Origin of the sequence: Kitasatospora sp. NPDC097643 (assembly GCF_040302625.1) — a bacterium.
In the GTDB taxonomy this organism is placed as follows: domain Bacteria; phylum Actinomycetota; class Actinomycetes; order Streptomycetales; family Streptomycetaceae; genus Kitasatospora.
Map to the genome: position 1 here is coordinate 1 of NZ_JBEOSA010000096.1, position 26,139 is coordinate 26,139.

The 26,139-nt window shown below is 72.3% G+C and carries 17 protein-coding genes and 2 pseudogenes; 7 read left to right on the forward strand and 12 right to left on the reverse strand.

Going from position 1 to position 26,139, the window contains the following annotated elements; translation table 11 throughout:
• Nucleotides 1-110: 110 nt before the first annotated feature.
• Together ABTY15_RS36805 and ABTY15_RS36810 are read right to left on the reverse strand one after the other, a co-directional pair.
• On the reverse strand, nucleotides 111-806 hold the full coding sequence (locus ABTY15_RS36805; protein ID WP_350605681.1) for a FadR/GntR family transcriptional regulator: 696 nt from the start codon (nucleotides 804-806) through the stop codon (nucleotides 111-113).
• A gap of 138 nt (nucleotides 807-944) precedes the next feature.
• Nucleotides 945-2,279, reverse strand: coding sequence for an L-fuconate dehydratase (locus tag ABTY15_RS36810; RefSeq protein WP_350605685.1), 1,335 nt, complete (start codon nucleotides 2,277-2,279; stop codon nucleotides 945-947).
• A 431-nt stretch (nucleotides 2,280-2,710) separates the two neighbouring features.
• On the opposite strand from ABTY15_RS36810, the gene ABTY15_RS36815 reads away from it, so the two are divergent.
• The 3 genes from ABTY15_RS36815 (at nucleotide 2,711) to ABTY15_RS36825 (ending at nucleotide 6,414) form a co-directional block, all read left to right on the forward strand.
• Nucleotides 2,711-3,763, forward strand: coding sequence for a sugar ABC transporter substrate-binding protein (locus ABTY15_RS36815; RefSeq protein WP_350605689.1), 1,053 nt, complete (start codon nucleotides 2,711-2,713; stop codon nucleotides 3,761-3,763).
• 79 nt (nucleotides 3,764-3,842) lie between these two features.
• Entirely contained in the window at nucleotides 3,843-5,399 is a 1,557-nt protein-coding gene (locus ABTY15_RS36820) for a sugar ABC transporter ATP-binding protein (RefSeq protein ID WP_350605694.1), read from the forward strand.
• Nucleotides 5,383-6,414 (forward strand): ABC transporter permease, encoded by a 1,032-nt coding sequence (locus ABTY15_RS36825; RefSeq protein WP_350605696.1) that lies wholly within the window; start codon nucleotides 5,383-5,385, stop codon nucleotides 6,412-6,414. Before ABTY15_RS36820 ends, ABTY15_RS36825 begins: the two co-directional genes overlap by 17 nt.
• A gap of 46 nt (nucleotides 6,415-6,460) precedes the next feature.
• Here the strand turns inward: ABTY15_RS36825 and ABTY15_RS36830 are convergent, their stop codons facing one another.
• Entirely contained in the window at nucleotides 6,461-8,899 is a 2,439-nt protein-coding gene (locus ABTY15_RS36830) for an ATP-binding SpoIIE family protein phosphatase (protein ID WP_350605699.1), read from the reverse strand.
• 108 nt (nucleotides 8,900-9,007) lie between these two features.
• Complete coding sequence (locus ABTY15_RS36835) at nucleotides 9,008-9,928, reverse strand: NADP-dependent oxidoreductase (protein WP_350605701.1); 921 nt, start codon at nucleotides 9,926-9,928, stop codon at nucleotides 9,008-9,010.
• 339 nt (nucleotides 9,929-10,267) lie between these two features.
• On the opposite strand from ABTY15_RS36835, the gene ABTY15_RS36840 reads away from it, so the two are divergent.
• The 3 genes and pseudogenes from ABTY15_RS36840 to ABTY15_RS36850 form a co-directional block, all read left to right on the forward strand.
• Complete coding sequence (locus ABTY15_RS36840) at nucleotides 10,268-11,626, forward strand: jacalin-like lectin (protein WP_350605705.1); 1,359 nt, start codon at nucleotides 10,268-10,270, stop codon at nucleotides 11,624-11,626.
• Between the two features lie 182 nt (nucleotides 11,627-11,808).
• Nucleotides 11,809-13,740, forward strand: a complete 1,932-nt coding sequence (locus ABTY15_RS36845) for a phosphatase PAP2 family protein (protein ID WP_350605709.1) — start codon at nucleotides 11,809-11,811, stop codon at nucleotides 13,738-13,740.
• A gap of 42 nt (nucleotides 13,741-13,782) precedes the next feature.
• Nucleotides 13,783-14,988, forward strand: a pseudogene (locus ABTY15_RS36850) (FAD-binding protein); the annotation flags it as partial.
• Between the two features lie 509 nt (nucleotides 14,989-15,497).
• Here ABTY15_RS36850 and ABTY15_RS36855 read toward each other — a convergent pair.
• The 7 genes and pseudogenes from ABTY15_RS36855 to ABTY15_RS36885 form a co-directional block, all read right to left on the reverse strand.
• A pseudogene (locus ABTY15_RS36855) lies at nucleotides 15,498-16,400 on the reverse strand (non-reducing end alpha-L-arabinofuranosidase family hydrolase); the annotation flags it as partial.
• A gap of 161 nt (nucleotides 16,401-16,561) precedes the next feature.
• Complete coding sequence (locus ABTY15_RS36860; protein WP_350605721.1) at nucleotides 16,562-17,254, reverse strand: glycoside hydrolase family 11 protein; 693 nt, start codon at nucleotides 17,252-17,254, stop codon at nucleotides 16,562-16,564.
• Between the two features lie 462 nt (nucleotides 17,255-17,716).
• A complete protein-coding gene (locus tag ABTY15_RS36865; protein WP_350605723.1) occupies nucleotides 17,717-18,724 on the reverse strand; it encodes a LacI family DNA-binding transcriptional regulator in 1,008 nt (335 codons plus the stop codon).
• A gap of 120 nt (nucleotides 18,725-18,844) precedes the next feature.
• On the reverse strand, nucleotides 18,845-20,308 hold the full coding sequence (locus tag ABTY15_RS36870) for a glycoside hydrolase family 1 protein (RefSeq protein WP_350605724.1): 1,464 nt from the start codon (nucleotides 20,306-20,308) through the stop codon (nucleotides 18,845-18,847).
• A 39-nt stretch (nucleotides 20,309-20,347) separates the two neighbouring features.
• Nucleotides 20,348-21,205 carry a carbohydrate ABC transporter permease gene (locus tag ABTY15_RS36875; RefSeq protein ID WP_350605726.1) on the reverse strand — a complete coding sequence of 286 codons (858 nt, stop codon included), beginning with the start codon at nucleotides 21,203-21,205 and terminating at the stop codon, nucleotides 20,348-20,350.
• Nucleotides 21,206-21,211: 6 nt separating this feature from the next.
• On the reverse strand, nucleotides 21,212-22,195 hold the full coding sequence (locus ABTY15_RS36880; protein WP_350605731.1) for a carbohydrate ABC transporter permease: 984 nt from the start codon (nucleotides 22,193-22,195) through the stop codon (nucleotides 21,212-21,214).
• A gap of 80 nt (nucleotides 22,196-22,275) precedes the next feature.
• The gene (locus ABTY15_RS36885; RefSeq protein ID WP_350605736.1) at nucleotides 22,276-23,628 is read right to left on the reverse strand and encodes an ABC transporter substrate-binding protein; all 1,353 of its coding nucleotides are present in this window, start codon (nucleotides 23,626-23,628) and stop codon (nucleotides 22,276-22,278) included.
• Nucleotides 23,629-23,863: 235 nt separating this feature from the next.
• On the opposite strand from ABTY15_RS36885, the gene ABTY15_RS36890 reads away from it, so the two are divergent.
• The gene (locus ABTY15_RS36890; RefSeq protein WP_350605738.1) at nucleotides 23,864-24,898 is read left to right on the forward strand and encodes a LacI family DNA-binding transcriptional regulator; all 1,035 of its coding nucleotides are present in this window, start codon (nucleotides 23,864-23,866) and stop codon (nucleotides 24,896-24,898) included.
• Nucleotides 24,899-24,910: 12 nt separating this feature from the next.
• Here ABTY15_RS36890 and ABTY15_RS36895 read toward each other — a convergent pair.
• A partial coding sequence (locus ABTY15_RS36895) for a cellulase family glycosylhydrolase (RefSeq protein WP_350605740.1) occupies nucleotides 24,911-26,139 on the reverse strand: 1,229 nt, incomplete at its 5' end.

Sequence of the window (26,139 nt, forward strand, 5' to 3'; positions counted from 1 at the left end):
GACCGAGCGGCTGGCCCGTTACGCCGACTACCTGGTGGTCAACGTCAGCTCGCCGAACACCCCCGGGCTGCGGGCCGGCGCCACACACCGCTCCTTTTCTTCGGCCTTCTTCAGCCGAGGGGCGATCCCTCTTCACCGAGGGTGTCGCGGAGCCACTGCTCGACCCCGGCGACGTGCACGGTGGCCCAGGAGTGGGCGAGTTCCGGGCGGCGGCCGGCGATCGCGTCGAAGATCGCGCGGTGCTGCCGGTGCGTGTCGGCCACCGCGCCCTCCTCGGTCAGCCCGCGCCAGATCCGGGCCCGCATGGTGGGCCCGGAGAGTCCGTCGATCAGCGAGCAGAGCACGGTGTTGCCCGACCCGGCCGCGATCCTGCGGTGGAACTCCAGGTCGTTGGCGATGAGTTCCTCCAGCGAGGCGTCCTCGCCCAGGCTCGCCAGCACCTCGCCCAGGCCGGCGATCTCCTCGTCGGACATCACCCGGGCGGCCATCGCGGCGGCGGCGGGCTCCAGGATGCGGCGGACCTCCAGGAACTCCAGCACCGTGTTGTCCTGGTGGAAGTCGACGACGAAACCCAGCGCGTCCAGGAGGACTTCGGGCTCCAGGCTGGTCACGTACGTGCCGTCGCCCTGGCGCACGTCGAGCACCCGGATCAGCGACAGCGCCTTGACCGCCTCCCGTAGGGAGTTGCGGGACAGGCCGAGCCGGTCCGCGAGGTCGGCCTCCTTCGGGAGCCGCGCACCGGGGCGGAGCTCGCCGCTCACGATCATGGCCTTGATCTTCTCGATCGCCTCGTCGGTGACTGGCACGGCCTCGCCTTTCCTGGTCATCGGATGTTCGCAGCATAAAGGTTCCGCCCGGCCCGGCCGCAGTGCTTTCGCACACCGGGGCCGGACCGGGCGGTCGGGACGGTTACGGCTCCCGCCGCGGCGGCCGGTCGGCCGGGCTCACCGCTCGGCCTCCCGCTGCGCCGTCTCCGCCGCCCAGAAGGAACCGCGCGGGTAGAGGTAGGTGTCCAGCGAGGCCTGGTACATGGCCGCCGAGAAGCCGGGCGTGGTGGGGGCCCTGTAGTGACCGTCGGCGATGACCACCGGGTCGAGGAAGTGCTCGTGGAGGTGGTCGACGAACTCGATGACGCGGTCCTCGGTGGTGCCGGAGAGCGCCACGTAGTCGAACATGGACAGGTGCTGGACGAGTTCGCACAGGCCCACCCCGCCGGCGTGCGGGCACACCGGGACGCCGAACTTCGCGGCGAGCAGCAGGATGGCCAGGTTCTCGTTGACGCCGCCGACCCGCGCCGAGTCCAGCTGGAGGACGTCGATGGCGCCCGCCTGGAGCAGCTGCTTGAAGACGATGCGGTTCTGCACGTGCTCGCCGGTGGCGACCTTCACCGGGCTGACCTGCCGCCGGATCGTCGCGTGGCCCAGCACGTCGTCGGGGCTGGTGGGCTCCTCGATCCAGTACGGGTCGAACTCCGCGAGCGCCTTGGTCCATTCGACGGCTTCGGCGACGTTCCAGCGCTGGTTGGCGTCGATGGCGATCCGGATGTCCGGTCCGACGGTCTCGCGGGCGGTGCGGCAGCGGCGGATGTCGTCCGAGAGGTCGGCACCCACCTTGAGCTTGATCTGCCGGAAGCCGTCCGACACGGCCTCGCGGGCGAGGCGGGTGAGCTTCTCGTCGGAGTAGCCGAGCCAGCCGGGGGAGGTGGTGTAGGCGGGGTAGCCCCGGCGGAGCAGCTCGGCGGCGCGCTCGGCGGCTCCGTCCTTCCCGCGCCGCAGCAGGTCCAGCGCCTCGGCCGGGTCGAGGGCGTCGGCGATGTAGCGGAAGTCGATCTGGGAGACGAGCCACTCGGGGTCGGCGTCGGCGAGCAGCTGCCAGAGCGGCTTGCCCTCCTCCTTGGCCGCGAGGTCCCAGACGGCGTTGACGACGGCCCCGATGGCCATGTGCATCACGCCCTTCTCCGGTCCCAGCCACCGCAGTTGGCTGTCGCCGATCAGGTCGTGGTACAGCGAGCCGGGGTCGGCGCACAGCTCCGCGAGCGGCCGCCCGATGACGTGCGGGCGGAGTGCGTCGATGGCGGCGACCTGGATGTCGTTGCCGCGTCCGATGGTGAAGGTGAAGCCGTGGCCCTCGTGGCCGCCCTCGGAGGTCCGCAGGACGACGTAGGCGGCGGAGTAGTCGGGGTCGGGGTTCATCGCGTCGGAGCCGTCCAGCTCCCGCGAGGTGGGGAAGCGGATGTCGTAGGTGTCGACGGCGGTGATCCGCGCAGTGGTTGCGGACAAGACGGTGCCTTTCACGCGTTGCTGAGGGTCTGACGCCGGGTGCCGAGGCCGTCGATGGACAGCTCGACGGTGTCAACACATCGGAGGTATCCGTGGTGCCATGACCATACGAGTCCGCACCGGGTGCCGCAAGGATTCCTCCGATGTCTGCTGTTGCTCGGCCGTCAGATGGCTCAAGTCGGCAGCTCACAGCACTCATCCGGTCCCGCCCGGCGCCGCCTTGGGCCGCCCTGGGCCGTCGCGGTGTCCGCTGATCACGGTTCAGAATCACCCGAACTTTCCTCTTGTCAGCCGGATACCCGGCTCGTAGAGTCCTCGGCACCACAAGCCATCCGATGTCTTCTGCCGGATGCCCGGTCGCTTTCTCTGTGATCCGCCTCCCACCCCGCCCCGCAGGGGCGCCGGCCTTCCCAGCCAAGGAGACCAGCACCATGAAGTTCCACTCCTCCAGAATCGCGGCCACCGCCGCCACCGTGGTCGTCCTGGCGGGGTTCGCCACGGCCTGCAACCGCGGCAGCGACTCGACCTCCGCCGGATCCGGCGGCGGCAAGCCGGCGATCGGCGTCGACCTGCCCCGCGCGGACTCCGACTTCTGGAACTCCTACGCGCAGTACGTCAAGCAGGACGCCTCCTCGCAAGGGCTGAACACCCTGCCGGTCAGCAACTCGCAGAACGACGTGACCAAGCTGGCCGCCAACGTCCAGGTCTTCCAGAACACCGGCGCCAAGGCCGTCGTCATGGCTCCGCAGGACACCGGGGCGATCGCCTCCACCCTCGACCAGCTGGCCGCCAAGAAGATCCCGGTCGTCAGCGTCGACACCCGCCCCGACAAGGGCAACGTCTACATGGTGGTCCGCGCCGACAACAAGGCGTACGGCACCAAGGCCTGCGAGTTCCTCGGACAACAGCTCGGCGGCAAGGGCAAGGTCGCCGAACTCCAGGGCGCGCTGAGCTCGATCAACGGCCGCGACCGCTCGGAGGCCTTCGCCGCCTGCATGAAGGAGAAGTTCCCCGGCATCCAGGTGATCGAGCTGGCCACCGACTGGAAGGGGGACGTCGCCTCCGCGAAGCTCCAGTCCACGCTGGCCGCCAACGCCGACCTCGGCGGCATCTACATGCAGGCCGGCGGCGCGTTCCTCCAGCCGACCCTCGCCCTGCTCCAGCAGAAGGGCCTGCTCAAGCCGGTCGGCCAGCCGGGGCACATCGCCATCGTCTCCAACGACGGCATCCCGCAGGAGTTCGACGCGATCCGCAAGGGCGACATCGACGCCACCGTCTCCCAGCCCGCCGACCTCTACGCCAAGTACGCGCTCGTCTACGCGCAGGCCGCCGCCGAGGGCAAGACCTTCCAGGCGGGCCCGACCGACCACCAGTCCACCATCATCTCCCTGCCCAACGGCCTGGAGGACCAGCTCCCCGCGCCGCTGGTGACCAAGGACAACGTCGACGACAAGTCCCTGTGGGGCAACAACGTCGGCAAGTGACCCGAACCCCCGTGAGCGGGCCGGCAGGCACCCTGACCGAAGCCGCCCGCCCACGGGGCCCATGGAGAGGACACCCGCCATGGCGGATCCCAGCCCCGCCCGGGGCCCCGTCGTCGAGGCCGACGGGATCAGCAAGCGCTTCGGCGCCACCGTCGCGCTCAGCGACGCCCGCATCTCCGTCGCCCCCGGTGAGGCACACGCCCTGGTCGGCCGGAACGGCGCGGGCAAATCCACCCTCGTCTCGATCCTGACCGGACTTCAGAACCCCGACACCGGCACCCTGCGCTTCGACGGCGAACCCGCCCCCGCCCCCGGCGACACCGAGGCCTGGCGCTCCCGGGTCGCCTGCGTCTATCAGCGCTCCACCGTCATCCCCGCGCTGACCGTCGCGGAGAACCTCTTCCTGAACAGGCACAGCGCGGGCGCGCTGCGCCCGATCGGTTGGAAGGCACTGCGCTCGCGCGCGAGCGAACTGCTCGCCGAGTACGGCGTGGACGTCGACCCGACGGCCCGCGCCGAGGACCTCACCGTCGAGCAGCGCCAGTTCGTGGAGATCGCCCGGGCCCTGTCCTTCGGTGCCCGGTTCATCATCCTGGACGAGCCGACCGCCAAGCTCGACGCCCGCGGCATCCACCGGCTCTTCGACAAGCTGCGCGAACTCCAACAGCAGGGCGTCGCCTTCCTGTTCATCTCGCACCACCTCCAGGAGGTCTACGAGCTCTGCACCACCGTCACCGTCTACCGCGACGCCCGGCACATCGTCACTGCCCCGGTCGCCGAACTCGACCAGCAGGCCCTGGTGGAGGCGATGACCGGCGAGACCTCCCGCGGCCCGGAGCCCAGCTGGTCGGTGACCGGTCGGACGCTCCCGGACGGCGCGCCGCTGCTCGACGTCACCGGCCTCGGCCTGGCCGGCCACTACCGTGACGTCGACCTGACCGCCCGCCCCGGCGAGGTGGTCGGCCTGGCCGGCGCCGCCGCCAGCGGCAACGTCCAACTCGGCGAGACCCTCGCCGGCCTGCACCGGCCCCGGACCGGGACGGTCAGCGTCGCCGGGCGCCAGGTGCGCACCGGCAGGGTGCCCGCCGCGCTCGCGGCCGGCATCGGCTTCGTGCCCGAGGACCGGCACGTCCAGGGCCTGGTACCGCAGCGCAGCGTCGCGGAGAACGCCACCCTCACCGTCACCGACCAGCTGGGCCCGTACGGCACCGTGCTGCCCTCGCGCACCCGCGGCTTCGCCCGGCGCATGATCGACGACCTCGACATCAAGACCCCGGGACCGGCCACCCCGGTGTCCGCGCTGTCCGGCGGCAACCAGCAGAAGGTCGTCATCGCCCGCGCGCTCGCCACCCGCCCGCACGTCCTGGTCGCCATCCGCCCGACCAACGGCGTCGACATCAAGTCCAAGGAATCCCTGCTCGGCACCATCCGCAAGGTCGCCGACGAAGGCAGGACCGCCCTGATCGTCTCCGACGAACTCGACGACCTACGGGTCTGCGACCGCGTCCTGGCCATGTTCCACGGCCGGGTCGTCGCCGAGTTCGAAGCCGGCTGGAGCGACGAACAACTGGTCGCGGCCATGGAGGGCATGCCCGGCCCGACCGATCCGAAGGAAGACCATGACTCCCACCACTGAGCTCCCCGACCTCACCGGCGCAGCGGTCCTCGCCCCCGCCCACCGCCGCTTCGACCTCGCCCGCTACCGCGACCTCTCGCTCGTCCCGGTCCTGCTGGTGCTGGGCGTCATCGGCTTCATCGTCTCGCCCGCCTTCCTCACCTCCGACAACCTCCTCGGCGTCGGCCAGCAGGCCACCGAACTGAGCCTGCTGGTCCTCGCCGAGGCGCTCATCCTGATCGCCGGGCGGATGGACCTCTCCCTGGAGTCCACCATCGGCGTCGCCCCGGTGATCGCCGTCTGGCTCGTCCTGCCCGACCACGGCGCCCGCTTCAACGGCCTCGGACTCTTCCCCGAGTGGAGCGCCATCCCGTTGTGCCTGCTGGTCGGCGCCCTCATCGGCGCGATCAACGGTTTCCTCATCCTCAAGCTGCGCCTCAACGGCTTCATCGTCACCCTCGGCGCGCTCACCCTGCTCCGCGGCCTCCAAGTGGCCATCTCCCAGGGGCAGTCCATCGTCAACGTGCCCGACTCCTTCCGCTACCTCGGCAGCGCGAGCTGGCTCGGTGTCCCGGCCGCGATCTGGATCTGCGCCCTGCTCTTCCTGATCGGCGGCAGCGCCCTCGCCTGGCTGCGGCACGGCCGCGCTCTGTACGCGATCGGCGGCAACGCGGAGGCCGCCCGGGCGGCCGGCATCCGGGTCGACCGGATCGTCTGGGCCGTACTGATCCTCGGCGGCCTGCTCGCGGCCTTCGCCGGCATCCTCTACACCGGCCACTACGGCTCGATCTCCGCCGACCAGGGCAACGGCTGGATCTTCCAGGTCTTCGCCGCCACCGTCATCGGCGGCGTCAGCCTCAACGGCGGCCGCGGCACGCTCTTCGGCGCCCTCACCGGTGTCCTGACGCTCCAGCTGGTGGTCAACGTGATGACCCTCGCCGGCGTCCCGCCGCTGTGGAACCAGTTCCTCAACGGCGCGATCATCATCATCGCGCTGATCATCTCCCGCTACGCCTCCGGCGAGAAGCAGGAGTAGCCGGGCCACCGCGGCACCACCGAACGGCGGCCGGGATCACCAGGGATCACATCGGGCCGAGGGCCTGCGCGCACCAGATCGTCTTGCCGTTGGTGGTGTGCCGGGTGCCCCACCCCTTGGTGAGCTGGGCGACGAGCATCAGGCCCCGGCCGCCCTCGTCGAAGATGCGCGCCCGGCGCAGGTGGGGGGTGGTCTCGCTGGCGTCGGAGACCTCGCAGATCAGCTCGGTGTCGCGGATCAGCCGCAGCCTGATCGGCGGCGCGCCGTACTTGATGGCGTTGGTGACCAGTTCACTGACGACCAGCTCGGTGACGAAGGCGGCCTCCTCCAGGCCCCAGGCGGCCAGCTGCTCGACGGCGAACTGCCGGGCGGGCGACACCTGCGAGACGTCGGGCTCGACGTGCCAGTCGGCGACGCGGTCGGGGGTCAGGGCGTGGGTGCGGGCGAGCAGGAGGGCGGCGTCGTCGGTGCGGTGGTCGGGGAGCAGGGTGGTCATCGTCGAGTCGCAGAGGGCCTCCAGCGAGTCGGCCGGCTCGCTCAGGACGCGGAGCAGTTCGGCCAGTCCCTGCTCGGCGTCGTGTTCGCGGCCCTTCACCATTCCGTCGGTGAAGAGGGCGAGCAGGCTGCCTTCGGGCAGCTCGATCTCCGTTGCTTCGAAGGGCAGACCGCCGACGCCGAGCGGCGGTCCCGGCTGGACGGACACCGGGGTCCCGGTCCCGTCCGGAGCGATCACCAGCGGCAGCGGGTGGCCCGCGCTCGCCATGACGCAGCGGCGGGAGACCGGGTCGTAGACGGCGTACAGGCAGGTGGCCCCGGACTCACCGGACGGTTCGTACCGGCCCTCGGACTGGAAGTCGTCGGGGAGGTGGAGGACGAGGTCGTCCAGGTGGGTCAGCAGTTCGTCCGGCGGCAGGTCCACGTCGGCCAGGGTGCGCACCGCCGTGCGCAGCCGGCCCATGCTGGCCGAGGCGTGCACGCCGTGGCCGACGACGTCGCCGACGACCAGGGCGACCCGGGCGCCGGACAGCGCGATGACGTCGAACCAGTCGCCGCCCACGCCCGCGCCGGCCCCGGCGGGAAGGTAGCCGGAGGCCACCTCGACCGCCCCGTGCTCGGGCAGCCGCTGCGGCAGCAGACTGCGTTGCAGGGTCAGCGCGACGGAGTGCTCGCGGGTGAACCGGCGGGCGTTGTCGATGGCGACGGCGGCCTTGGCGGCCAGTTCCTCGGCGAGGATCAGGTCGTCGGCGGTGAAGGCCTCGGGCCGGTCGCGGCGGGCGAACACGACGACGCCGAGCACGGCGCCGCGGGCCAGCAGCGGCACGGTGATCTTGCCGGTCAGGCCCTTCGCGGCGATGGACTGGTCGATCAGCGGGAGACCCGGCGGCCAGTGGGCGGGATCGGAGGCGAGACCGGGACCGAAGGCCCACTCGCCGCCCTGGCTGAATTCGGCGGCGAGCTGCACCATGGACCGGCCGGTGGCCATGCAGCGGGCGGCGACGGACCCGTGGGCGTAGCCGACCGGCGCCGCCGGTCCGGGCGCCGGCTCGCGGTCGGCCTTCGCGCTGTGCCGGGCGGCGCGGGCGAGCGTGATGGTGCCGCCGGCGGTGGAGGCGGGCGGTTCCTCTCCGCGCAGCACCTCGTCGAAGAGGTCGACGGTGACGAGGTCGACGAACCCCGGCACCGGGGTTTCGGCCAGTTCCCGAGCGGTGCTGAGCACGTCCAGGGTCCGGCCGATGCCCCGGGTGGCCTCGTTGAGGATGAGCAGCCGCTGACGGGCCCAGTACTCGGCGCTCATGTCGAAGCCCCAGTTGGCGACCGCGCGCACCGTGCCCTCGGCGTCCCGGACGGGCCACATGCTGGTGGCCCAGGCGTTCGCGTAGGCGCTGCCCAGCGGCTTGAAGATCGTGATGAGGCGCGCTGGCTCGCCGGTCCTGGCCACCTCGGAGAGCTTGTCGGTGTACGGGATGCCCTCGAGCTCGGGGAACAGCTCGCGGTACCGCTCACCGCGAATCTGCTCCTCAGAGTGCGCGATCACCCCGCACGCGGCGGCGTTCACCCAGAGGAACCGCAGGTCGGGGTCGTAGATGCCGAGGGCGAAGGGGCACTGCTCGAAGGCCCGGTCGGCGATCACGGGGCGGCGTCCCCAGCGCTGGACGGTCATCACCCGGCCCCGGGCCTCGCCGTCGGCACCGCGCAGGGCTTGGACCGTCACCACGGCCTCCACCGTGGAGCCGTCCCGGTGACGCAGGGTGATCAGACCCGTGGGCCCGGAGCTGTCACTGCCGGGGCCGTCACTGCCGGGGCCGTCATTGCCGGGGAAGCCGGGCGGGGGATCGACCAGCAGGTCGGTCACGGGCCGGCCGACGGTCTCCGCCGCCGCCCAGCCCAGCAGGAGCAGTCCGCCCTCGCTCCAGCCGGTCACCACGCCGTCCGGGTCGACCGTGACAACGGCGGTGGGCGCGTCCTGTTCGCCGGTCGTCTCCACGCGCGCCTCCGTCCGGGCAGCCGTGCACGCCGGACGGTGGTTCCGGCGCCTGGCTCCAGCCTAGGTCGGGCCCCGTGACCCGCGCTCCCGGAAAAGGGCGCGAGGAGGTCACGGCACGACGACCAGCTTCCCGCGGGTGTGCCCGGTGCGGCTGGCGTCGAAGGCCTCGCCCGTCCGCTCCAGCGGGAAGGTCCGGGCGACCTCCACGGTCAGCGCCCCGCGGTCCACCACCGCCGCGAGTTCGGCGAGCTTGGCACCGTCCGGACGGACCCAGATCCAGTGGCCGCCGTGCTGGGACACGCCCGGGTCGGCGACGGACACGTGCCGCCCGCCGTCGGCGAGCACGGCCAGCGTCGTCTCCAGCTGGCCGCCGACGAAGTCCGCGACGGCCGACACGCCGCCGGGCGCCGACGCACGCACCCGCTCGGTCAGACCGTCCCCGTAGGTCACCGGCTCGGCGCCCAGCTCGCGGACGAACGCGTGGTTGCGCTCCGAGGCGGTGCCGATCACCCGGGCCCCGCGGTCGCGGCCGAGCTGCACCGCGAGACTGCCCACGCCGCCGGCGGCGCCGTGCACCAGGAGCACGTCGCCGGGGCCGACCGCGAGCCGGTCCAGGCAGCGCAGCGCGGTGAGTCCGGCCAGCGGCAGCCCGGCCGCCTGCGCCCAGTCGAGCCCGGCGGGCTTGCGCGCCACGGCGGGCGCGGCGACCGCGACGTACTCGGCGAAGGTGCCGGCCTGCACCACGTCCTTGCGGGCGTACGCCATCACCTCGTCCCCCGGGGCGAACTCGGGCGTGTCGGGGCCGGTGCGGGTGACCACGCCGGCCACGTCCCAGCCGGGGACGACGGGGAAGACCGCGTCCATCATGCCGTCCAGACCGCCCGCCATGACCTTCCAGTCGACCGGGTTGACGGAGGCAGCCCGGACCTGGATCAGCACCTGGCCGGGGCCGACCTTCGGGTCGGGCACCTCGCCGTACCGCAGCCGGGAGTTGTCCGGGGCGTACGAGTCGTAGGTCACCGCGCGCATGAACCGACCTCCAGGGAAGCGGTGTTGGGCCCGGCGCACCACCACCGGGCGGGCGGGCGCCGTCGGCCACGCTATGCCGACGGTGGGCGCCCGGCACCCCCGCACCGCCGTCCGGGCGGTCCGGGGCCGGTTGCCGTCCGAGCCGAGGTTCGCCGGGTGCTGTGACAAGAACTTTCTGTTAACGCTCACAGAACCTTGGTGGGAGAGTTGGCATGGCTTCATAAATGCCCAGCTCAGTAGCACTGTGACTGGCCATCACTGCTGTTGACGCTCTCATCATTCGCTCATACGCTCCGGGGCGCCGGATCTTCCCGTGGCCGTACTCCGATCGGAGCAGCGATGTCCAAGCCCCGCCGCCACCCCTTCCTCCGCTCAGTCCTCGTGTGCGCGCTCGGCGCGGGGGCCGCTCTGAGCGGCCTGCTCAGCGCACCGAGCGCGCAAGCCGCTGACGGGGGCGGGTCGTTCTCCGTGCTGACGTACAACGTCGCGGGCCTCCCGCAGGTGGTGAACAGTTCCTCGACCGAGCGGCAGAGCAGCACCACCGCCATCGGCGGGCGGCTGGGGCCGTACGACGTCGTGAACGTCCAGGAGGACTTCAACTACCACGCCGCGCTGTACGCCGCCGACGCCCACCCGTACCGCACGGCGACCAGCGGCGGGGCGGGCATCGGCAGCGGCCTCAACACCCTGTCCGGACTCGCCTACGACACCGACGACTTCGAGCGCGTCAAGTGGAACGACTGCCAGCTGGACTCCGGTGACTGCCTCACCCCCAAGGGCTTCACCTTCACGCGGACCCGGCTGGCCGAGGGCGTGTACGTGGACTTCTACAACCTCCACGCGAACGCGGGCACGAACCCCGGCGACGAGACCGCCCGCGCCGCCAACCTGGCCCAGCTCACCGGCTACATCAGGACCCACTCGGCCGGCAACGCCGTCGTCGTGATGGGCGACACCAACACGCGCTACACCCGGGCCGACGACACCATCGCCGCCTTCGCCGCCGACAACCGCCTGACCGACGCGTGGGTGCAGCTGGAGCGCGGTGGCATCGCGCCGACCCGCGGCGCCGACCCGCTGCTGTGCGACCAGAACGCGCCCACCGACACCTGCGAGATCGTCGACAAGGTCCTCTACCGCGGCAGCCCGCTGGTCTCGCTGAGCGCGACCTCGTACGCCAACAAGCACGCCGACTTCCTGGACGCTTCCGGCAGGATGCTCTCCGACCACGACCCGGTGGCCGTGGGCTTCACCTGGAGCCGGAGCCCCGCCTACCTGGCGAGCGAACAGTTCGGCGGCCCGCACGGCGACTTCTACGACGACATCGACCGCGTCCCGGCCGGTGCCCGGGCCACCACCGTCAGCCTCCGGGCCGGCAGCCGGGTCGACCAGGTCGGCCTGACCCTCGCCGACGGCACCGCCCTCACCCACGGGGGCACCGGAGGCACCGCTTCCTCGCTCACCCTCGGCAGCGGCGAGTACGTGAGCACGGCGACCCTCTGCCGGGGCTCGTACAACGGGCACACCCGGATCTTCTACGCCTCCTTCGGCACCAACCTGGGCCGCACCCTGGCCGGTGGCACCACCACCGGCGACTGCGTGACCCGCACCGCGACCGACGGCTGGCAGTTCGCCGGGTTCCACGGACGCGCCGGCGACGGGGTCGACAAGCTCGGCTTCCTGTTCACCCGCCGCTGAGCCCCCGCTACCCCGCCGCCCCCGCAGGTCCCCGCTGCCCCCGCACGTCCCCGCACGTCCCCGCACGTCCCCGCGCTTCCCCGCGCTTCCACGGCCCGGGCCGCCACCCGGGCCGGGGGACCGACCCCCCTCCTCCCGCACACCGCTCCGCCCACCGGGCGCACCACCGCAGGAAGACCGCAATGAACGACCAGCCCACCCTGAACCGCCGCCGCTTCCTGCGCCACTCCGCGGCGACCTCGATCGGCATCCTCACCGCGCCCACGGCCCTGGACCTGCTGGCCACCCCGCAGCGGGCCGCCGCAGCGCCCGCCGGGCCCGTCCAGGGCGCCGCCTTCGTGGACTCCTACACCACCAACACGATGGCCGACCTCACCCCGGAGGGGAACGCGGCCGTGCGCATCCTCACCGGGATGAACCGGATCTGGCACACCGGCGGGTCCTGGAACGACGGCTCGCCGCTGCTGGCCGACGTGCTGCGCGCCAATGTGCGCTACTGCGTGCGGGTCACCACCCGGCGCACCGCGGCGCAGGCCCGGGAGGCCTTCGTCTACGACCGCCAGCACCAGAGTTACGCCGTCATCGCCGGCCTCGGCCCGCTCGCCGACCTGTACCGCGCGGGCGCCCGGGCCGTCACCTCGATCACCACCGCGCCCGACTCCACCCCGCCCGCGAAGGTCGACGACGCCGTCCCCGCCGACGCGCCCGCCGGGTCCGCGCTCGGACCGGGGGCCGTCGACTCGGAGCTGGGGCAGGTGGTCACCCTGGTCAACACCCTGCGCGGACCGTACGCCTCCGGCAACCCGGCCAAGTACGCCTACCGCTACCCGCGCCCCTGGCGGCTCAACGAGGACAGCGCGGTGGTCGACACCGGCGCCACCGACGCCGTCGGCTACCCGGTCTACGCCTCGGACGTCGTCGTCGCCCCGCAACTGCTGCGCCAGCGCGGCACCTCCCCGGCCGACGACGGCGGCTTCGTGAGCGGTCACACCAACGCCTTCCACCTGGCCGCGCTGGCCCTCGCCTACGCGGTGCCCGAGCGGTTCCAGGAGCTGATCGCCCGGGCCTTCGAGCTCAGCCACACCCGGATCACCGCGGGCATGCACTCCCCGCTCGACGTCATCGGCGGTCGCACGCTCGCCACGGCGCTCGCCGCCGCCACCCTCGCCGACCCGCGCAACGCCGCCCTCAAGGCCGCCGCCCGGAGCCAGGCGGCCGCGTACTTCCGGTCGAGGACCGGCAGCACGGCCGACACCCTGTACGCCTTCGCCCACCGCGCCGCACCGGCCGAGGACCCGTACGCCGACCGCGCGGCCAACGCCGCGCAGGTCACGCCGCGGCTGACGTACGTCCTCCGCCGCAGCGGCCGGGACGTCCCGATGGCAGTGCCCAAGGGCGCCGAAGTCCTGCTGGAGACGCGCCTGCCCTACCTGGACGGCGCCCAGCGCAGGGAGGTGCTGCGCACCACCGCCCTGCCCTCCGGCTACGTCCTGCTGGACGGCCCGGAGATGTGGGGCCGGCTCGACCTGTTCGCCGCGGCGGACGGTTACGGCTCGTTCGAGCGGGACGTGACGGTGGAGCTGAACGCCGCCGACGGCGGGTTCTGCGCGGCCGACGCCTGGCACAACGACATCGCGGGCCCGGGCGGCCTCACCAAGCGCGGCACCGGGACGCTGACCCTGACCGGTACCAACCGCTACACCGGCCCCACCGTGGTGGCGGGCGGCGTCCTCGTGGCCGGCTCCCGCGACGCCCTCGGGCGCGGCGACGTCCAGGTCCGCGGCGGCACCCTGCGGGTGGACGCCGAGCGGGGCGCCGTCCGGGTGCACGGCGACTACGGGCAGTCGGGCGCCGGGACGCGCCTGGAGCTGACGCTGCACCACTGCCACGCCCCGGCTCTGACGGTCGCGGGCCGGGTCACGCTCGGCCAGGGCGCGCAACTCGCCCTGCGGCTGCCGGACGCCCACGCCCTGGGGGACGACGTGGTCCTGCCGGTGATCAACGGGTGCGCGGTGCATGGCGAGTTCGGCAGCGTCACCGTCGACGCGGCCGGCTACCGGGCGACGCCGCTGGACACCCATGACGGCCTCTCGGTGCGGCTGACCCGCCGCTGAGAACGTGCCGGTCCGCCGTCGAAGCCGAGGAGGCGACACCCCATGACCGTGGCCGCGACCAACTGGGCCGGGAACATCAGGTTCCGGGCCGAGCGGTTCCACGAGCCCCGCACCGTGGCCGAGTTGCAGCGGATCGTCGCGGGCAGCCGGTCCCTGCGCGTCCTCGGGACCGGGCACTCGTTCAACGCGATCGCCGACACCACGGGTGACCTGGTGTCCGTCGCCGGCCTGCCCCGGACGGTCGAGCCGGACGGGCGGGCCGGCACGGTCAGGGTGAGCGCCGGGACGCGGTTCGGCGACCTCGCCGGAGCGCTGGACCGGGCGGGCCTCGCCCTGCACAACCTCGGATCGCTGCCGCACATCTCGGTCGCGGGCGCCTGCGCCACGGGGACGCACGGCTCGGGGGTCGCCAACGGCTGCCTCGCCACGGCGGTCCGGTCCGTCGAGCTGGTGACGGCGGACGGCGACCTGGTGACGCTCGACCGGGGAGCCGCCCGGTTCCCCGGTTCGGTCGTGGCCCTCGGCGCCCTCGGCGTGGTCACCCGGCTGACATTGGACGTGGTGCCGGCGTTCGAGGTCCGGCAGTGGGTCTACGAGGGCCTGCCGACGGCCGTGCTGCGGGAACGGTTCGACGAGATCATGGCGGCGGCGTACAGCGTCAGCCTGTTCACGCGCTGGCGGGGCGACCGGATCGACCAGGTGTGGCTCAAGCGGCGCGGCGGCCCCGACGCCCCCGGGACCTGGCTCGGCGCGGTGCTCGCCGACGGCCCGCGCCACCCCGTGCCGGGGTGCCCGCCCGAACCCTGCACGGAGCAGCTGGGCGTGCCGGGGCGGTGGCACGACCGGCTCCCGCACTTCCGGCAGGAGTTCACGCCGAGCAGCGGCGACGAACTGCAGTCGGAGTACTTCGTCGCCCGCCCCGACGCCGTCCGCGCGTTCGACGCGCTGGACGCCGTACGGGAGCGGATCGCGCCGGCCCTGCAGATCGGTGAGATCCGTACGGTGGCGGCCGACGCGCTCTGGCTCAGCCCCGCCTTCCGACGCGACTGCGTCGCCTTCCACTTCACCTGGCACCCCGATGCGGTGGCCGTGGCGGACGCGGTCGGGGCGGTCGAGGAGGCCCTGTCCGGCTTCGCCGCCCGGCCGCACTGGGGCAAGGTCTTCACCATGGCGCCCGAGGCGATCCGGGGGTCGTACCCGCGCTGGGAGGACTTCCGGCGGCTCCTGGGCGAGTTCGACCCGGCGGGCACGGCCTCGCCGCGCCCTGGACGGCGGCCATGGCGGCGAAGGTCGGGCCCGAGGGCGGCGGTGGCGACTACGGTCCGAACAGCGGCGGCTTCGACCAACTCGGCTTCGGCACCTTGGCGTTCACCCGCGACAAGGCCGCGGCTCCGGTGCCGCCGCCCGCACCGGCGGGGTCGCCGGGGTCTTCCGCGTCGGCGGGATCGCCGGGGTCGTCGGGGTCGCCCGCGCCGGCGGGGCCGCAGCCGTCGCCCGCAACGGCGGAATCGCCGGCGAGCGGTGCGGGCCCCTCGGCGTCGGCTTCGGCGAGCCCGACCAGGGGTGCGGCCACGGACCTCGCCGCCACGGGCTCGAACGGCTTGCTACCGATCGGCGGCGCGTCCCTGCTCGCCATCGGCGGCGGCGTGCTGGCCTTCCGAGCCCGGGCCCGTCGCAAGGGCGCGCACCGCGCCTGACGAGGGGGAACCCCGGCCGAGTGCACGGCCGGGGTTCCCCCCGGAGGCGGTGAGTGCCGGTCAGCGGCGGAGGGTCAGGAGGCCCGGCCGCCAGGGCAGTCGGTCGTAGGGGCCGGTGGCGGTGGGCGACTTGCCCTGGTAGAGGAGTTGCAGGTTGCAGGGGTCGATGGTCATCGTCTGATCCGGGTTGTTGCGGACCAGGTCGCCGTGGCTGATGTCGTTGGTCCAGCCGGCACCGCTGTTGGCCTTGCCCGCGAAGGGGTTGTTCTCGCTGGCGGCCTGCGGGGTCCACGAACCGTTGAGGCTGGTGGCCGTGAACGAGCGGAAGTAGCGGCCACCCGCGCCCATCGCCTCGACGATCATCAGGTACTGGTTGCGGTCCTTGACCTTGTACACCTGCGGCGCCTCGAAGAGGTTGGCGGTCGAGTCGCTCATGACCGTGGTGTACGACGACCCGAAGCTGCCGGGGAAGTTCCCGATCGGCATGCTCGCCCGGTAGATCTTGCCGTTGTCACCGGCGAAGAACAGGTACATGTTCCGGTCGTCGGCGATCAGGGTCTGGTCGATCGGCCCGGTACCGGAGTTGGGGATGCTGCCGGTGAACAGCGGCTGCGGCGCGGACCAGCCGTTGGGGTTCGTCGGGTCGGTCGACGTGCGGTAGACGAAGGGCCACTGGCCCCACTGGTACGCCAGTACCCAGAGCTTCTTGGGCGCGAAGTAGAACAGGGTGGGTGCCACCGTGGCCTGGCCCATCCCGATCTGCCCGGTGGACGCCATGTCCGACCAGTTCGAGAAGGGGCTGAACATCATCGAGCCGTACGAGGAGCCGTTCACGTTGGACGCGTAGATCAGGTGCTTGCCGTTGTACACGACATCGGTGAAGTCCTTCACCGAGGCCCAGCCGTTCGCCGGCTGCGCCAGCGCACCCGTCGAGGACCAGTGGTACGTGGACGGCAGGGCGCAGCCGAGGTCGCCGGAGGCCGTCCGCGCGGTGTCGGCGGCGGCCTGCGCGGTGGTGACGCCGAGCATGGCCGCCAGGGCCGCCGAGGCAGCGACGGCGGCGGTGAGCGCCGTGGTCGGCCGGCCTCGGCGGGACTTCCGTGCACGCATGGGGGTCTCCTTCATCAACGGGCGCTCACCGTCAGGTCGGAGCGGCCGCTGCTGTGGTAGCCCTCGGTCGCCAGGATCTCGTAGTTCATGGTGCCGAGCCGCATGCCGTACCTGGCCCACGCGTCGAAGTGGTTCCCGACGGTGATCGTTCCGCCGGTCCGCTTGGCCCGACGGACGCTCCAGTACTGGTTGAAGGTCCTGATGCCCTCGATCGACGGGGCGTTGTAGCGCGCCGTCTCGTAGATGTCGTAGGTGCCGCCGTCCGTGGTGACGGTGCCCTTGAACGCGCCGGAGGGCCGGTAGGAGCCGTAGTTGTCGACGACGTAGTACTCGACGAGCGGGTTGGTGCTCCAGCCGTAGAGCGACAGATAGGCGTTGCCGTTGGTGCTCCACGTGCCCGAGTAGGAGACCGGCTTGCGCGAGCCGGTGCTCCAGCCCTTGCCGGCCACGAAGTTGCCCGCGTTGGACCAGGAGGTGCCGTAGTGACCGCCGCCGTTCAGCGACATCGAGACCGCACCGGTGCCCTCGGTCCAGAACGAGTAGAAGTACCCGCCGTCGGTGCCGGTCTGGTTCGTGGTCACGGTGGCGGCGTCGGCGGTGCCGGGCAAGATCAGGACGACCGCGAGGGCCGGCACCAGGAGGTGCGCCCTGCTGACGATCCGCCGGAGGCGGCCGGCCTTGCGGCTCTGGGGGTGGTGAGCGTTCACGGAGGTGATCCGTCCTGCCGATGGGTGGGGTGGGGGCCGGCGTGTCATCAACAGCGCGTTTCGCCGGGCGAGTTGGTGACCTGCGGTCGGGGTCCGGAGCCACGGCCGCGCGCACGTTGCCGACGGCGACAGTGTTGGTGTGCACTCGACAAGCTGTCAATGCTTTCGGCAGAGCAAGCGAAAGTATCGGCCGCGCCCAGCTCTGCCCGCCCCAGGAAAGTCCCTGTTCGGAGGCTCGGCTATCGAGTCGGCCGACGAGGTCCCCACGGATCTCCCACCGGTTGGGGGTAACTTTCACGAGCAGAGCGATCGAGGTCGACCGAAAGTTTCGAGCATCGCCGGGTGGGCGGGGCCCGGCCTGCTCCGGCGGCCCGAGACTCGCTCCCAGGAGTTGTTAACGCTCTCATTTGCCGCCATCGGTGACGCAAGGGAATACGAACCAAGGTGCGGGGCGCCGCGTGTTCAGCCCGAGGCCCGGACGACGAGCCGGGTGGGGAGCACGATCGATTCGCCGTGCGCCGGATTGCGCAGCAGCAACTCCAGGGCGCGGGCGCCGAGTTCCTCCACCGGCTGGCGGACGGTGGTCAGCCCGGGGCGGCACCGTGCCGCGACGGGGGCGTCGTCGAAGCCGATCAGGGCCACGTCCTCGGGCACCCGCAGCCCGTGCCGCCGCAAGGTCCGGAGGGCTCCCGCGGCCATCTGGTCGGAGGCGGCGAACACCGCGTTGAGCTCCGGGCGCTGGTCCAGCAGCCACTGCATCGCGTGCTCCCCGGAGGCGCTGCTGAAGTCGCCGTACGCCACGGCAGGCCGGGCGGCCGGGAGCGTCGCCGCCAGCGCCTGGTGGTAGCCGGCCAGCCGGTCCGCGCCGGCGGCGGTGTCCGGCGGCCCGGCGATGGTGGCCACCGCCCGGCGCCCGGACGCGCACAGCCGCCGCACCGCCGCCCGGGCGCCGGCCAGGTTGTCCGCGTCCACGAACGCCACCGTGCCCGGCTCCGGCGGGCGGCCCAGCGACACCACCGGGACCTTGGCCGCGTGCAGCAGCCGGATGAGCGCGGTGTCCCCCCAGGGACCGACCAGCAGCACTCCGTCGACGTGGCCGCCGCACAGGTAGCGCACCAGCGGTGGCCGCCGTGAGCGTCTGGGAACCGTGAAGACGGCCAGCTCCCGCTCCGCGCCCGGCAGGGAGCGCCGCAGCCCGGCCAGCAGCCGGACCGGGAAGGCGTCCGCGTGGTACTGCAGCGGATCGGCGAAGACCACGACGGCCACCACGCCCGTCCGCCGGGCACTGGGTGCCCGGCGGCGGACGTAGGCCAGCTCGCGCGCTGCCTGTTCCACCCGGGCTGCCGCGTCGGTGGAGACCCGGGCGGAACGGTTCAGCACCCGGGAGGCGGTCGCGATGGAGACACCGGCCCGACGGGCGACCTCGGCCAGGGTCGGAGCGGGGTCGGTGTTGGGCAAGGGCAGGGACATGGGGGCCGTCCTGGATCGACACTCGACACGGGAACTGCACCCCGAACTCATCGCGCGCCGGTTCACCCACCGCTGCCAGCTTCGCCGGTTGAATGATCGGCGTCAAGGGAATGGACGCGCTCACACACCCGGGTCGGGCAGCGTGCCCCGGCGGATCACCTCCGCGTACCACCGGGCGCTGTCCTTGGCGATCCGGGCCTGGGTGGGGTAGTCCACGTAGTACAGGCCGAACCGTTTGCCGTAGCCGTACGCCCACTCGAAGTTGTCCATCAGCGACCAGAGGAAGTAGCCCCGCACGTCCGCGCCGGCGGCGATCGCCCGTCGAACGGCGTCGAGGTGTCCGCGCAGGTAGCCGATGCGCTGCGGGTCGTGCACCGCGCCCTCGGGCGTCACCCGGTCGTCGAAGGCGGCACCGTTCTCGGTGACCAGCAACGGGAGCCCGGGGTGTTCGCGGTGGAGGCGCAGCAGCAGGTCGGTCAGGCCGGTCGGGTCGATCGTCCAGCCCATGGCGGTGCGCTCGCCGGGTGCGCGGTGGAAGAGCAGGTCGCCGCAGCCGGCGAAGGGGGACTGGGCGCCGTCACCGTGGCCGGCCTCGCTCGCGGCGGCGGAGTCCGGGGCCTGGCCGTCCGGCGGGGCCGACACCACGGTGGGGGTGTAGTAGTTGACGCCCAGCAGATCGACCGGCCGGGAGATCGTGGCCAGATCGCCGTCGTGGATCAATTCCGGCCAGTCGACCAGGTGTGCCGTGTCGCTGATCAGGTCGGCGGGGTAGTCACCGCTCAGCATCGGTCCGGTGAAGACGCGGTTGCCCACCGCGTCGACCCGGCGGGCGGCCTCGTGGTCCGCGGCGGACCGGGTGAGCGGCCGCACCTCGTGCAGGTTGAGCGACACGGCGATCCGGGCGTCCCGGGGCAGCGTCGTGCGCAGTGCCTCGACCGCGAGGCCGTGGCCGAGGTTGAGGTGGTGGGCCGCGTGCAGGGCGGCCGTCCAGTCGGCGCGGCCCGGCGCGTGCACCCCGGAGCCGTAGCCGAGGAAGGCCGAGCACCAGGGCTCGTTGAGAGTGGTCCAGAGCCCCACCCGGTCGCCGAGCGCGTCGGCCACCAGGGCGGCGTAGTCCGCGAACCGCCGCGCGGTGTCGCGGGCCGGCCAGCCCCCGATGTCCTCCAGGTCCTGGGGCAGGTCCCAGTGGTAGAGCGTCACCGCGGGCTCGACGCCGTGCTCCAGCAACTCGTCCACCAGCCGCCGGTAGAAGTCCAGGCCGCGTTCGACGGCCGGCCCCCGCCCGGTCGGCTGCACCCGGGACCAGGACACCGAGAACCGGTAGGCGCCCAGGCCCAGGTCGGCCATCAGCCGGACGTCCTGCCGGTAGCGGTGGTAGTGCTCGGTGGCGCGTTCGCCGGTGTCGCCGCCGGCGGTTCGCCCCGGGGTCCGGCTGAAGGTGTCCCAGATCGAGGGTGTCCGGCCGTCCACGTCGACGGCCCCCTCGATCTGGTAGGCCGCCGTGGCGGCTCCCCAGAGGAAGTCGGCGGGGAAGGCGGGATCGGAGGTGTCGACCGGGGTCGACTGGGCCCCTGCGGAAATCATGGCTGGCTTCTCCGTTTCCGGTGAGAGATTGACCAATCATCAGTTCTTGACGGCGCCGGCGGTGATTCCGCCGACGACGTGCCGGCCGAGGAGGGCGAAGACCAGCAGCAGCGGTGCCGTCCCGAGCAGTGATCCGGTGAGGATGACGGCCTGGTCGGAGTCGTACGAGCCGCCGCCGAGGCCGGCCAGCGCGACCTGGACGGTGGGATTGCTCTGGCTCAGCGCGATCAGCGGCCAGAAGAAGTCGTTCCAGGACTGCACGAAGACCAGCATGCCGAGCACGGCCATCCCGGGCCGGGCGATGGGCAGCACCACGCTCCACAGGATTCGCAGGCTGCTCGCGCCGTCCACCCGGGCCGCCTCGACCAGTTCGACCGGCAGTGCCTCGGACAGGAACTGCCGCATGAAGAACACCCCGAACGCGGCCACCAGATTGGGCAGGATCACCGACTGCAGCCGGTCGGTCCAGTGCAGCTCGGCCATGATCTGGTACAGCGGGATGACGCTCAGCTGGGCGGGCACCGTCATGGTCGCCACCACCAGGCTCAGCAGGGCGTTGCGGCCCCGGAACGGCAGTTTGGCGAAGGCGAAGCCGGCGAGCGTCGCGAACAGCACCGTGCTGGCGGTCACGCAGCCCGCCACCACCACCGAGTTGAGCAGCGCCTCGCCCATGTGGACCTGGTTCCAGGCGATGTCGAGGTTGTGCCACAGGCTCCCGCCGGGCAGCAGGGGAGGCGGGGTCTGCGCGATCCGGCTGCCGGAGGTCGAGGCACCGACCAGGGTCCAGTACAGCGGGAAGAGGGACAGGACGGCGACGACGATCAGCACCGCGTACGTGAGCGGTCCGGCTCCGGTGAGGCCGCGTGCTCCCGCACGGCGTCCCGGGTTCCTGGCCATCGGCGCTCAACTCCCGTTCCGGGCGCGGCGGAAGCGGGCCAGGGCGAGGTTGAGCGCGCCGATGGCCAGCAGGATCAGCAGCATCGTCCAGGCCACGGCGGCGGCCCGGCCGAGGTGGAAGGCGTACCAGCCCTGGTCGTACAGGTAGAGCCCGAGGGTCTGGTACTGGTGGGCCGAGCCGCCGCTGTGGCCGGTCGCGCCGCCGCCGAACAGCAGGGGTTCGCCGAAGAGTTGGGTGGCCCCGATGCTGGAGACCACGACGGTGAACAGGATGGTGGGCCGGATGGACGGCACCGTGACGTGCCGGAACTGCTGCCACCGGTTGGCGCCGTCGAGCGCCGCCGCCTCGTACAGGTCGTGCGGGACGGCCTGCATGGCGGCGAGGTAGATCAGCGCGTTGTAGCCCGTCCAGCGCCAGGTGACGATCACGGAGAGGGCGATCTGGGAGCTCCAGGTGCCGCCCTCCCAGTCGACCGGGCTCAGGCCCAGCTGGCCCAGCAGCCAGTTGATCATCCCGTAGTCCCGCCCGAACAGCAGCGAGAACACCAGGGTCGCCGCGGCGATCGAGGTCGCGTACGGCGCGAGCATCGCGATCCGGAAGAATCCCCGGCCGCGCAGGCGGTAGTTGAGGAGGTGCGCCAGACCGAGGGCCATCAGCAGTTGCGGCACGGTGGACAGCACGCCGATGGTCAGGGTGTTGCGCAGGGCGTTGCGGAACAGGTCGTCGTGGAGCAGCCGGGTGTAGTTGTCGAAGCCGCGCCACTGCATCTGGTCGGGAGCCTGGAGGTCGACGCTGTGCAGCGAGACCCAGCCCGTGTAGATCAGCGGGAACAGGCCGAACGCCAGGAAGCAGGCGAAGAACGGTGCGACGTACAGGTACGGCGACGCCTTCAGGTCCCACCGGTAGAGCCGGGTGCGCCAGGGGCGCGGCGGCGGGGGAGCGGGCGGCGGCCCGCCGAGGGGGGTGGCCGGAACGGCCTCGTCGAGCATGGTCGTGACCTCTCTCGGGAGAGCGGGCGGTCCCGTTCCGGCCGCTCGGGGCCGGGACGGGCTCGCTGCCGGACGGGCCGTCAGTCGCTGACCTTGTCGTCGATCTCCTTGACGGCCGTGCTCCACGCCTTGTCGGGGTCGCTCTGGTGCTGCTCGATGCTGAGCAGGGCGCCGTTGGTGAGGGTGTCCTTGACGAGGCCGTCCCACTCGCCGATCACGGTCGGGTGGATGGACTGCGCGGTGGCGGCGTAGACCTGGCCGGTGGGTGTGTCACCGAAGTAGTCGAGCTTGGCGTTCTGCACCTCCGGCTGGCCCAGCGCCTTGGTGTTGGAGGGCAGGTTGCCGACCGTGGTGAAGACCTTGACCTGCTGCGCGGGTGCGGTGAGCCAGGCGGCGAGGGCCGCGGCCTCCTTCTGGTGCTTGCCGGCCTTGGGCACGGTGAGGAAGGAGCCGCCCCAGCTGCCGGCGGCCGGGGCGGCGGCGATGTCCCACTTGCCCTTGTTGGCGGGCCCGGACTTGTCGGCGACGATGGCCGTCATCCAGGACGGGCAGGCCAGCGTGGCGAACTTGGAGTTGGCGAACGCCTGGTTCCACGGTGTGTCGAACTGCTTGAGGCCGGCGCTGATCCCGGCCTGGATCGCACCGGTCGACAGGGTCCAGGCGGCCTTGACGCTGGGGCTGTTCTTGTAGTCCAGCTTGCCGCCGGCGTCGTCGTACTGCGTGGTGCTGGAGGACACCACGGCGTTGAACAGGCCGCCGGCGGAGTCGGTGAAGAAGGTGCCGGCGGGCGCCTTGGCCTGGTACTGCTTGCCGATGTCGAGGAACTTGGCCCAGTCGCCCTGCCAGAGCTTGGCCACCTCGGCGCGGTCGGTGGGCAGCCCGGCCTGCTGGAACAGGTCCTTGCGGTAGCAGATCGCCATCGGGCCGATGTCGGTGCCCAGGCCGATGGCGCGGCCGTCCGCGGTGGTGGCCTGCTGGGACTTCCAGGGCAGGAAGGCGCTCTTGTCGACCCCGTCCGCCGCGCCGAGGTCGACGAACTTGGTGGCCTGCTTCTTCACCACCTGGGCGATCCGGCCGACCTCGACCGCCTGGATGTCGTCCAGGCCGCTGCCCGAGGCCAGGTGGGTCTGCAGGGCGGGGTAGTAGTCGCTCTCCTGCTGGACGGTGTGCTCCACGATGGTGATGCCGGGGTGCTCGCGCATGTACGCGTCGAACAGGCCGGCCTCCTTGTAGCCGAACGTGCCGTAGTCGCCGACGGTCAGGGTGATCTTGCTGTCGGAGGCCGCGTCGGTGCCGGAGCTGCTGCTGCAACCGGCGACCAGCAGGGCGCACAGGGCCGCGACGGCGGCGCCCGGAAGTGGTGTGCGCCGCTTGCGTGCGGGGAGGGCGGCGGCTGCTCCGCCGCTGTGGGTGGTGGTGCCGGGGTTCCGCATGGCCGAATCTCCTTGTCCAGGCTGGTCCATGGCTTACGCCGCGCGACTGGCGGCCGGCAGTGCTCGGGAGCGGGGTGGAGTGGCATTTGGGAGCGCTCCCATTTCGATGTGGGAAGATTGCTTCGCCGCGCGAGCAGTGTCAAGGGCGTGCAACGGCTCCGTTACCGGACCGTGTCGTCCCTTGCCGTTATCGCCGTGGTCACCGCAGTCGACGCCGTCCGCCGGGAGAACGATCATGAGTCGAGCCGCGCAGCAGCAGCCCGCCGCCCGCCCCACCCTGGAGGCGGTGGCGGCGCGGGCCGGAGTGGGCCGGGGCACGGTGTCCCGCGTCGTCAACGGCTCGCCCAAGGTGAGCGCCAAGGCCCGTGCGGCGGTCGAGCAGGCCATCGCGGAACTCGGCTACGTCCCCAACCAGGCGGCGCGCTCCCTGGTCACCTCCCGGACCGACGCGGTCGCGCTGGTCATCCCGGAGAGTGTCGCGAAGCTGAGCTCCGAACCCTACTTCTCCGACATCATCACCGGGGTCTCCGCCGAACTCGCGGAATCCGACCTACAGTTGCTGCTGGTGCTGGTCCGCAACGAGCACGAGCGGGAGCGGCTGACCCGCTACCTCACCGCCCGCCGGGTGGACGGCGTCCTGCTGGTCTCCGTGCACCAGGACGATCCGCTCCCCGAACTGCTGGAGCGGCTGGAGCTGCCCGCCGTGCTCGGCGGTCGACGCTCGGCGCAGGAGACCCTCGGCTACGTGCACGCCGACAACGCGGGTGGCGCACGGGCGGCCGTCCGGCACCTGCTGTCCCGGGGCCGGACGGCCATCGGAACCGTCACCGGACCGCTCGACATGGAGGGTGCCGCCGCGCGCCTGGCCGGTTACCGGCAGGCGCTCGCCGAGGCCGCGGTCCCGGCCGACGAGGGCCTCGTCGCGCACGGGGACTTCACCGAGCACGGCGGACGCGAGGGCATGCGGGAACTGCTCGCCCGCCGGCCGGGCCTGGACGCGGTGTTCTGCGCCTCGGACCTGATGGCGGCGGGCGCGATGCAGGCGTTGCGCGAGGCGGGCCGGCGGGTGCCGCAGGACGTCGCCGTGATCGGTTTCGACGACTCCGTGGTGGCCCGGCACACCGAGCCGCCGCTCACCAGCGTGCGTCAACCGACCGAGGAGATGGGCCGGTTGATGGTCCAGTTGCTGCTCGAGGAGATCGCCCGGCCGGGCCGGTTCCGTCGGCAGATGGTCCTGCCGACGGAACTGGTGGTGCGGGACTCGGCGTGACCAGGGCGTGTCCTACAGGCCGGCCAGGTGGGCGCGGTAGCCGGCGCCGAAGGCCGTCGGCGTGCCGTCGTAGGAGCTGATCAGCGCCGGGCCGCTGCCGCAGTCCCAGGTGTTCCAGGCCCAGGCGAGGTAGGAGACGCCGTGCCGGTCCAGCCACGGCAGCAGGGTGTCCAGGTAGCCGTGGGCGCAGTCGTTCTCGCCCAACTCGCCGGTCACCACCGGGACCTGGGCCGCCAGCGAGCCGATCTGAGCGTCCCAGCAGGAACTGGTGCGACAGCTGTTGAAGTTGTAGGAGTGCCAGGAGGCGGCCAGGTTGTGCAGGGGGTCGGTCGGCCGGTGCGCGGCCCACTGGGTGAGGTCGTTGGCGTACTCCAGGCCGCCCAGCAGCAGGACGTTGTCCGCGCCGGTCGAGCGCACCGCGTCGACCATCGCCTGCATGCCGGCGACCCGGAAGCCGATTCCGGGGCAGCTGCCGCCGTCGCGCCAGCAGGCCCAGCCGCTGTCCGTGTCCCCGGTGGCGCGGGACGGGTACGGCTCGTTGAACAGGTCGAAGACGGTCGCGTCGTCGCCCTTGAAGGTCTGCGCCACCGAGGTCCAGAACGGGAGCGCGCCGGCGGCGTCCGGCATGGGCTTCTGGCAGGTGGCGTTCGGGTCGGAGCAGCCGGCGGACGGTCCGGTGTACGCCCCGTCGGTCCAGTGCAGGTCCAGGACGGCCACCAGGCCGTTGCGGTGGAGCAGGTCGACGTAGCTGCGGACGGCACCGATGTAGGCCGAACCGGCGTACGCGGGGTCGACGTTGGAATGGCCGAGCCAGCAGTCCTCGTTGAGCGGCACGCGGACGGCGTTGACGCGCCAGGACTTCATCGCGGTGACGGACGCCTGGTCGGCCGGTCCGTCGAAGATGCCGTGGCCCTGGACGCACATGAATTCGGCCCCGGAGCGGTTCACCCCGTGCAGGGTGATCGGGGTGCCGTCGGCCTTCGCCAGCGTGCTGCCCGAGACGTGCACGGCCGGCGCCGGCCCGCTCGGCGGGGTGCTGGTCGGAGTACTGGTCGGAGTGGGGCTGGGGGTGGGGCTCGGCGACGGGCCGGCCGGCGGCCCGCAGGTGGTGCCGTTGACGGTGTAGGTGGTGGGGGCGGTGTTGGTGCCGGTGTAGTTGAAGTTGGCGCTGGTGGTGTAGGTGGCGCCGGGGTTGATGGTGGGGGCGTAGTCGGGGTTGGTGACGGTGACGGTTCGTCCGG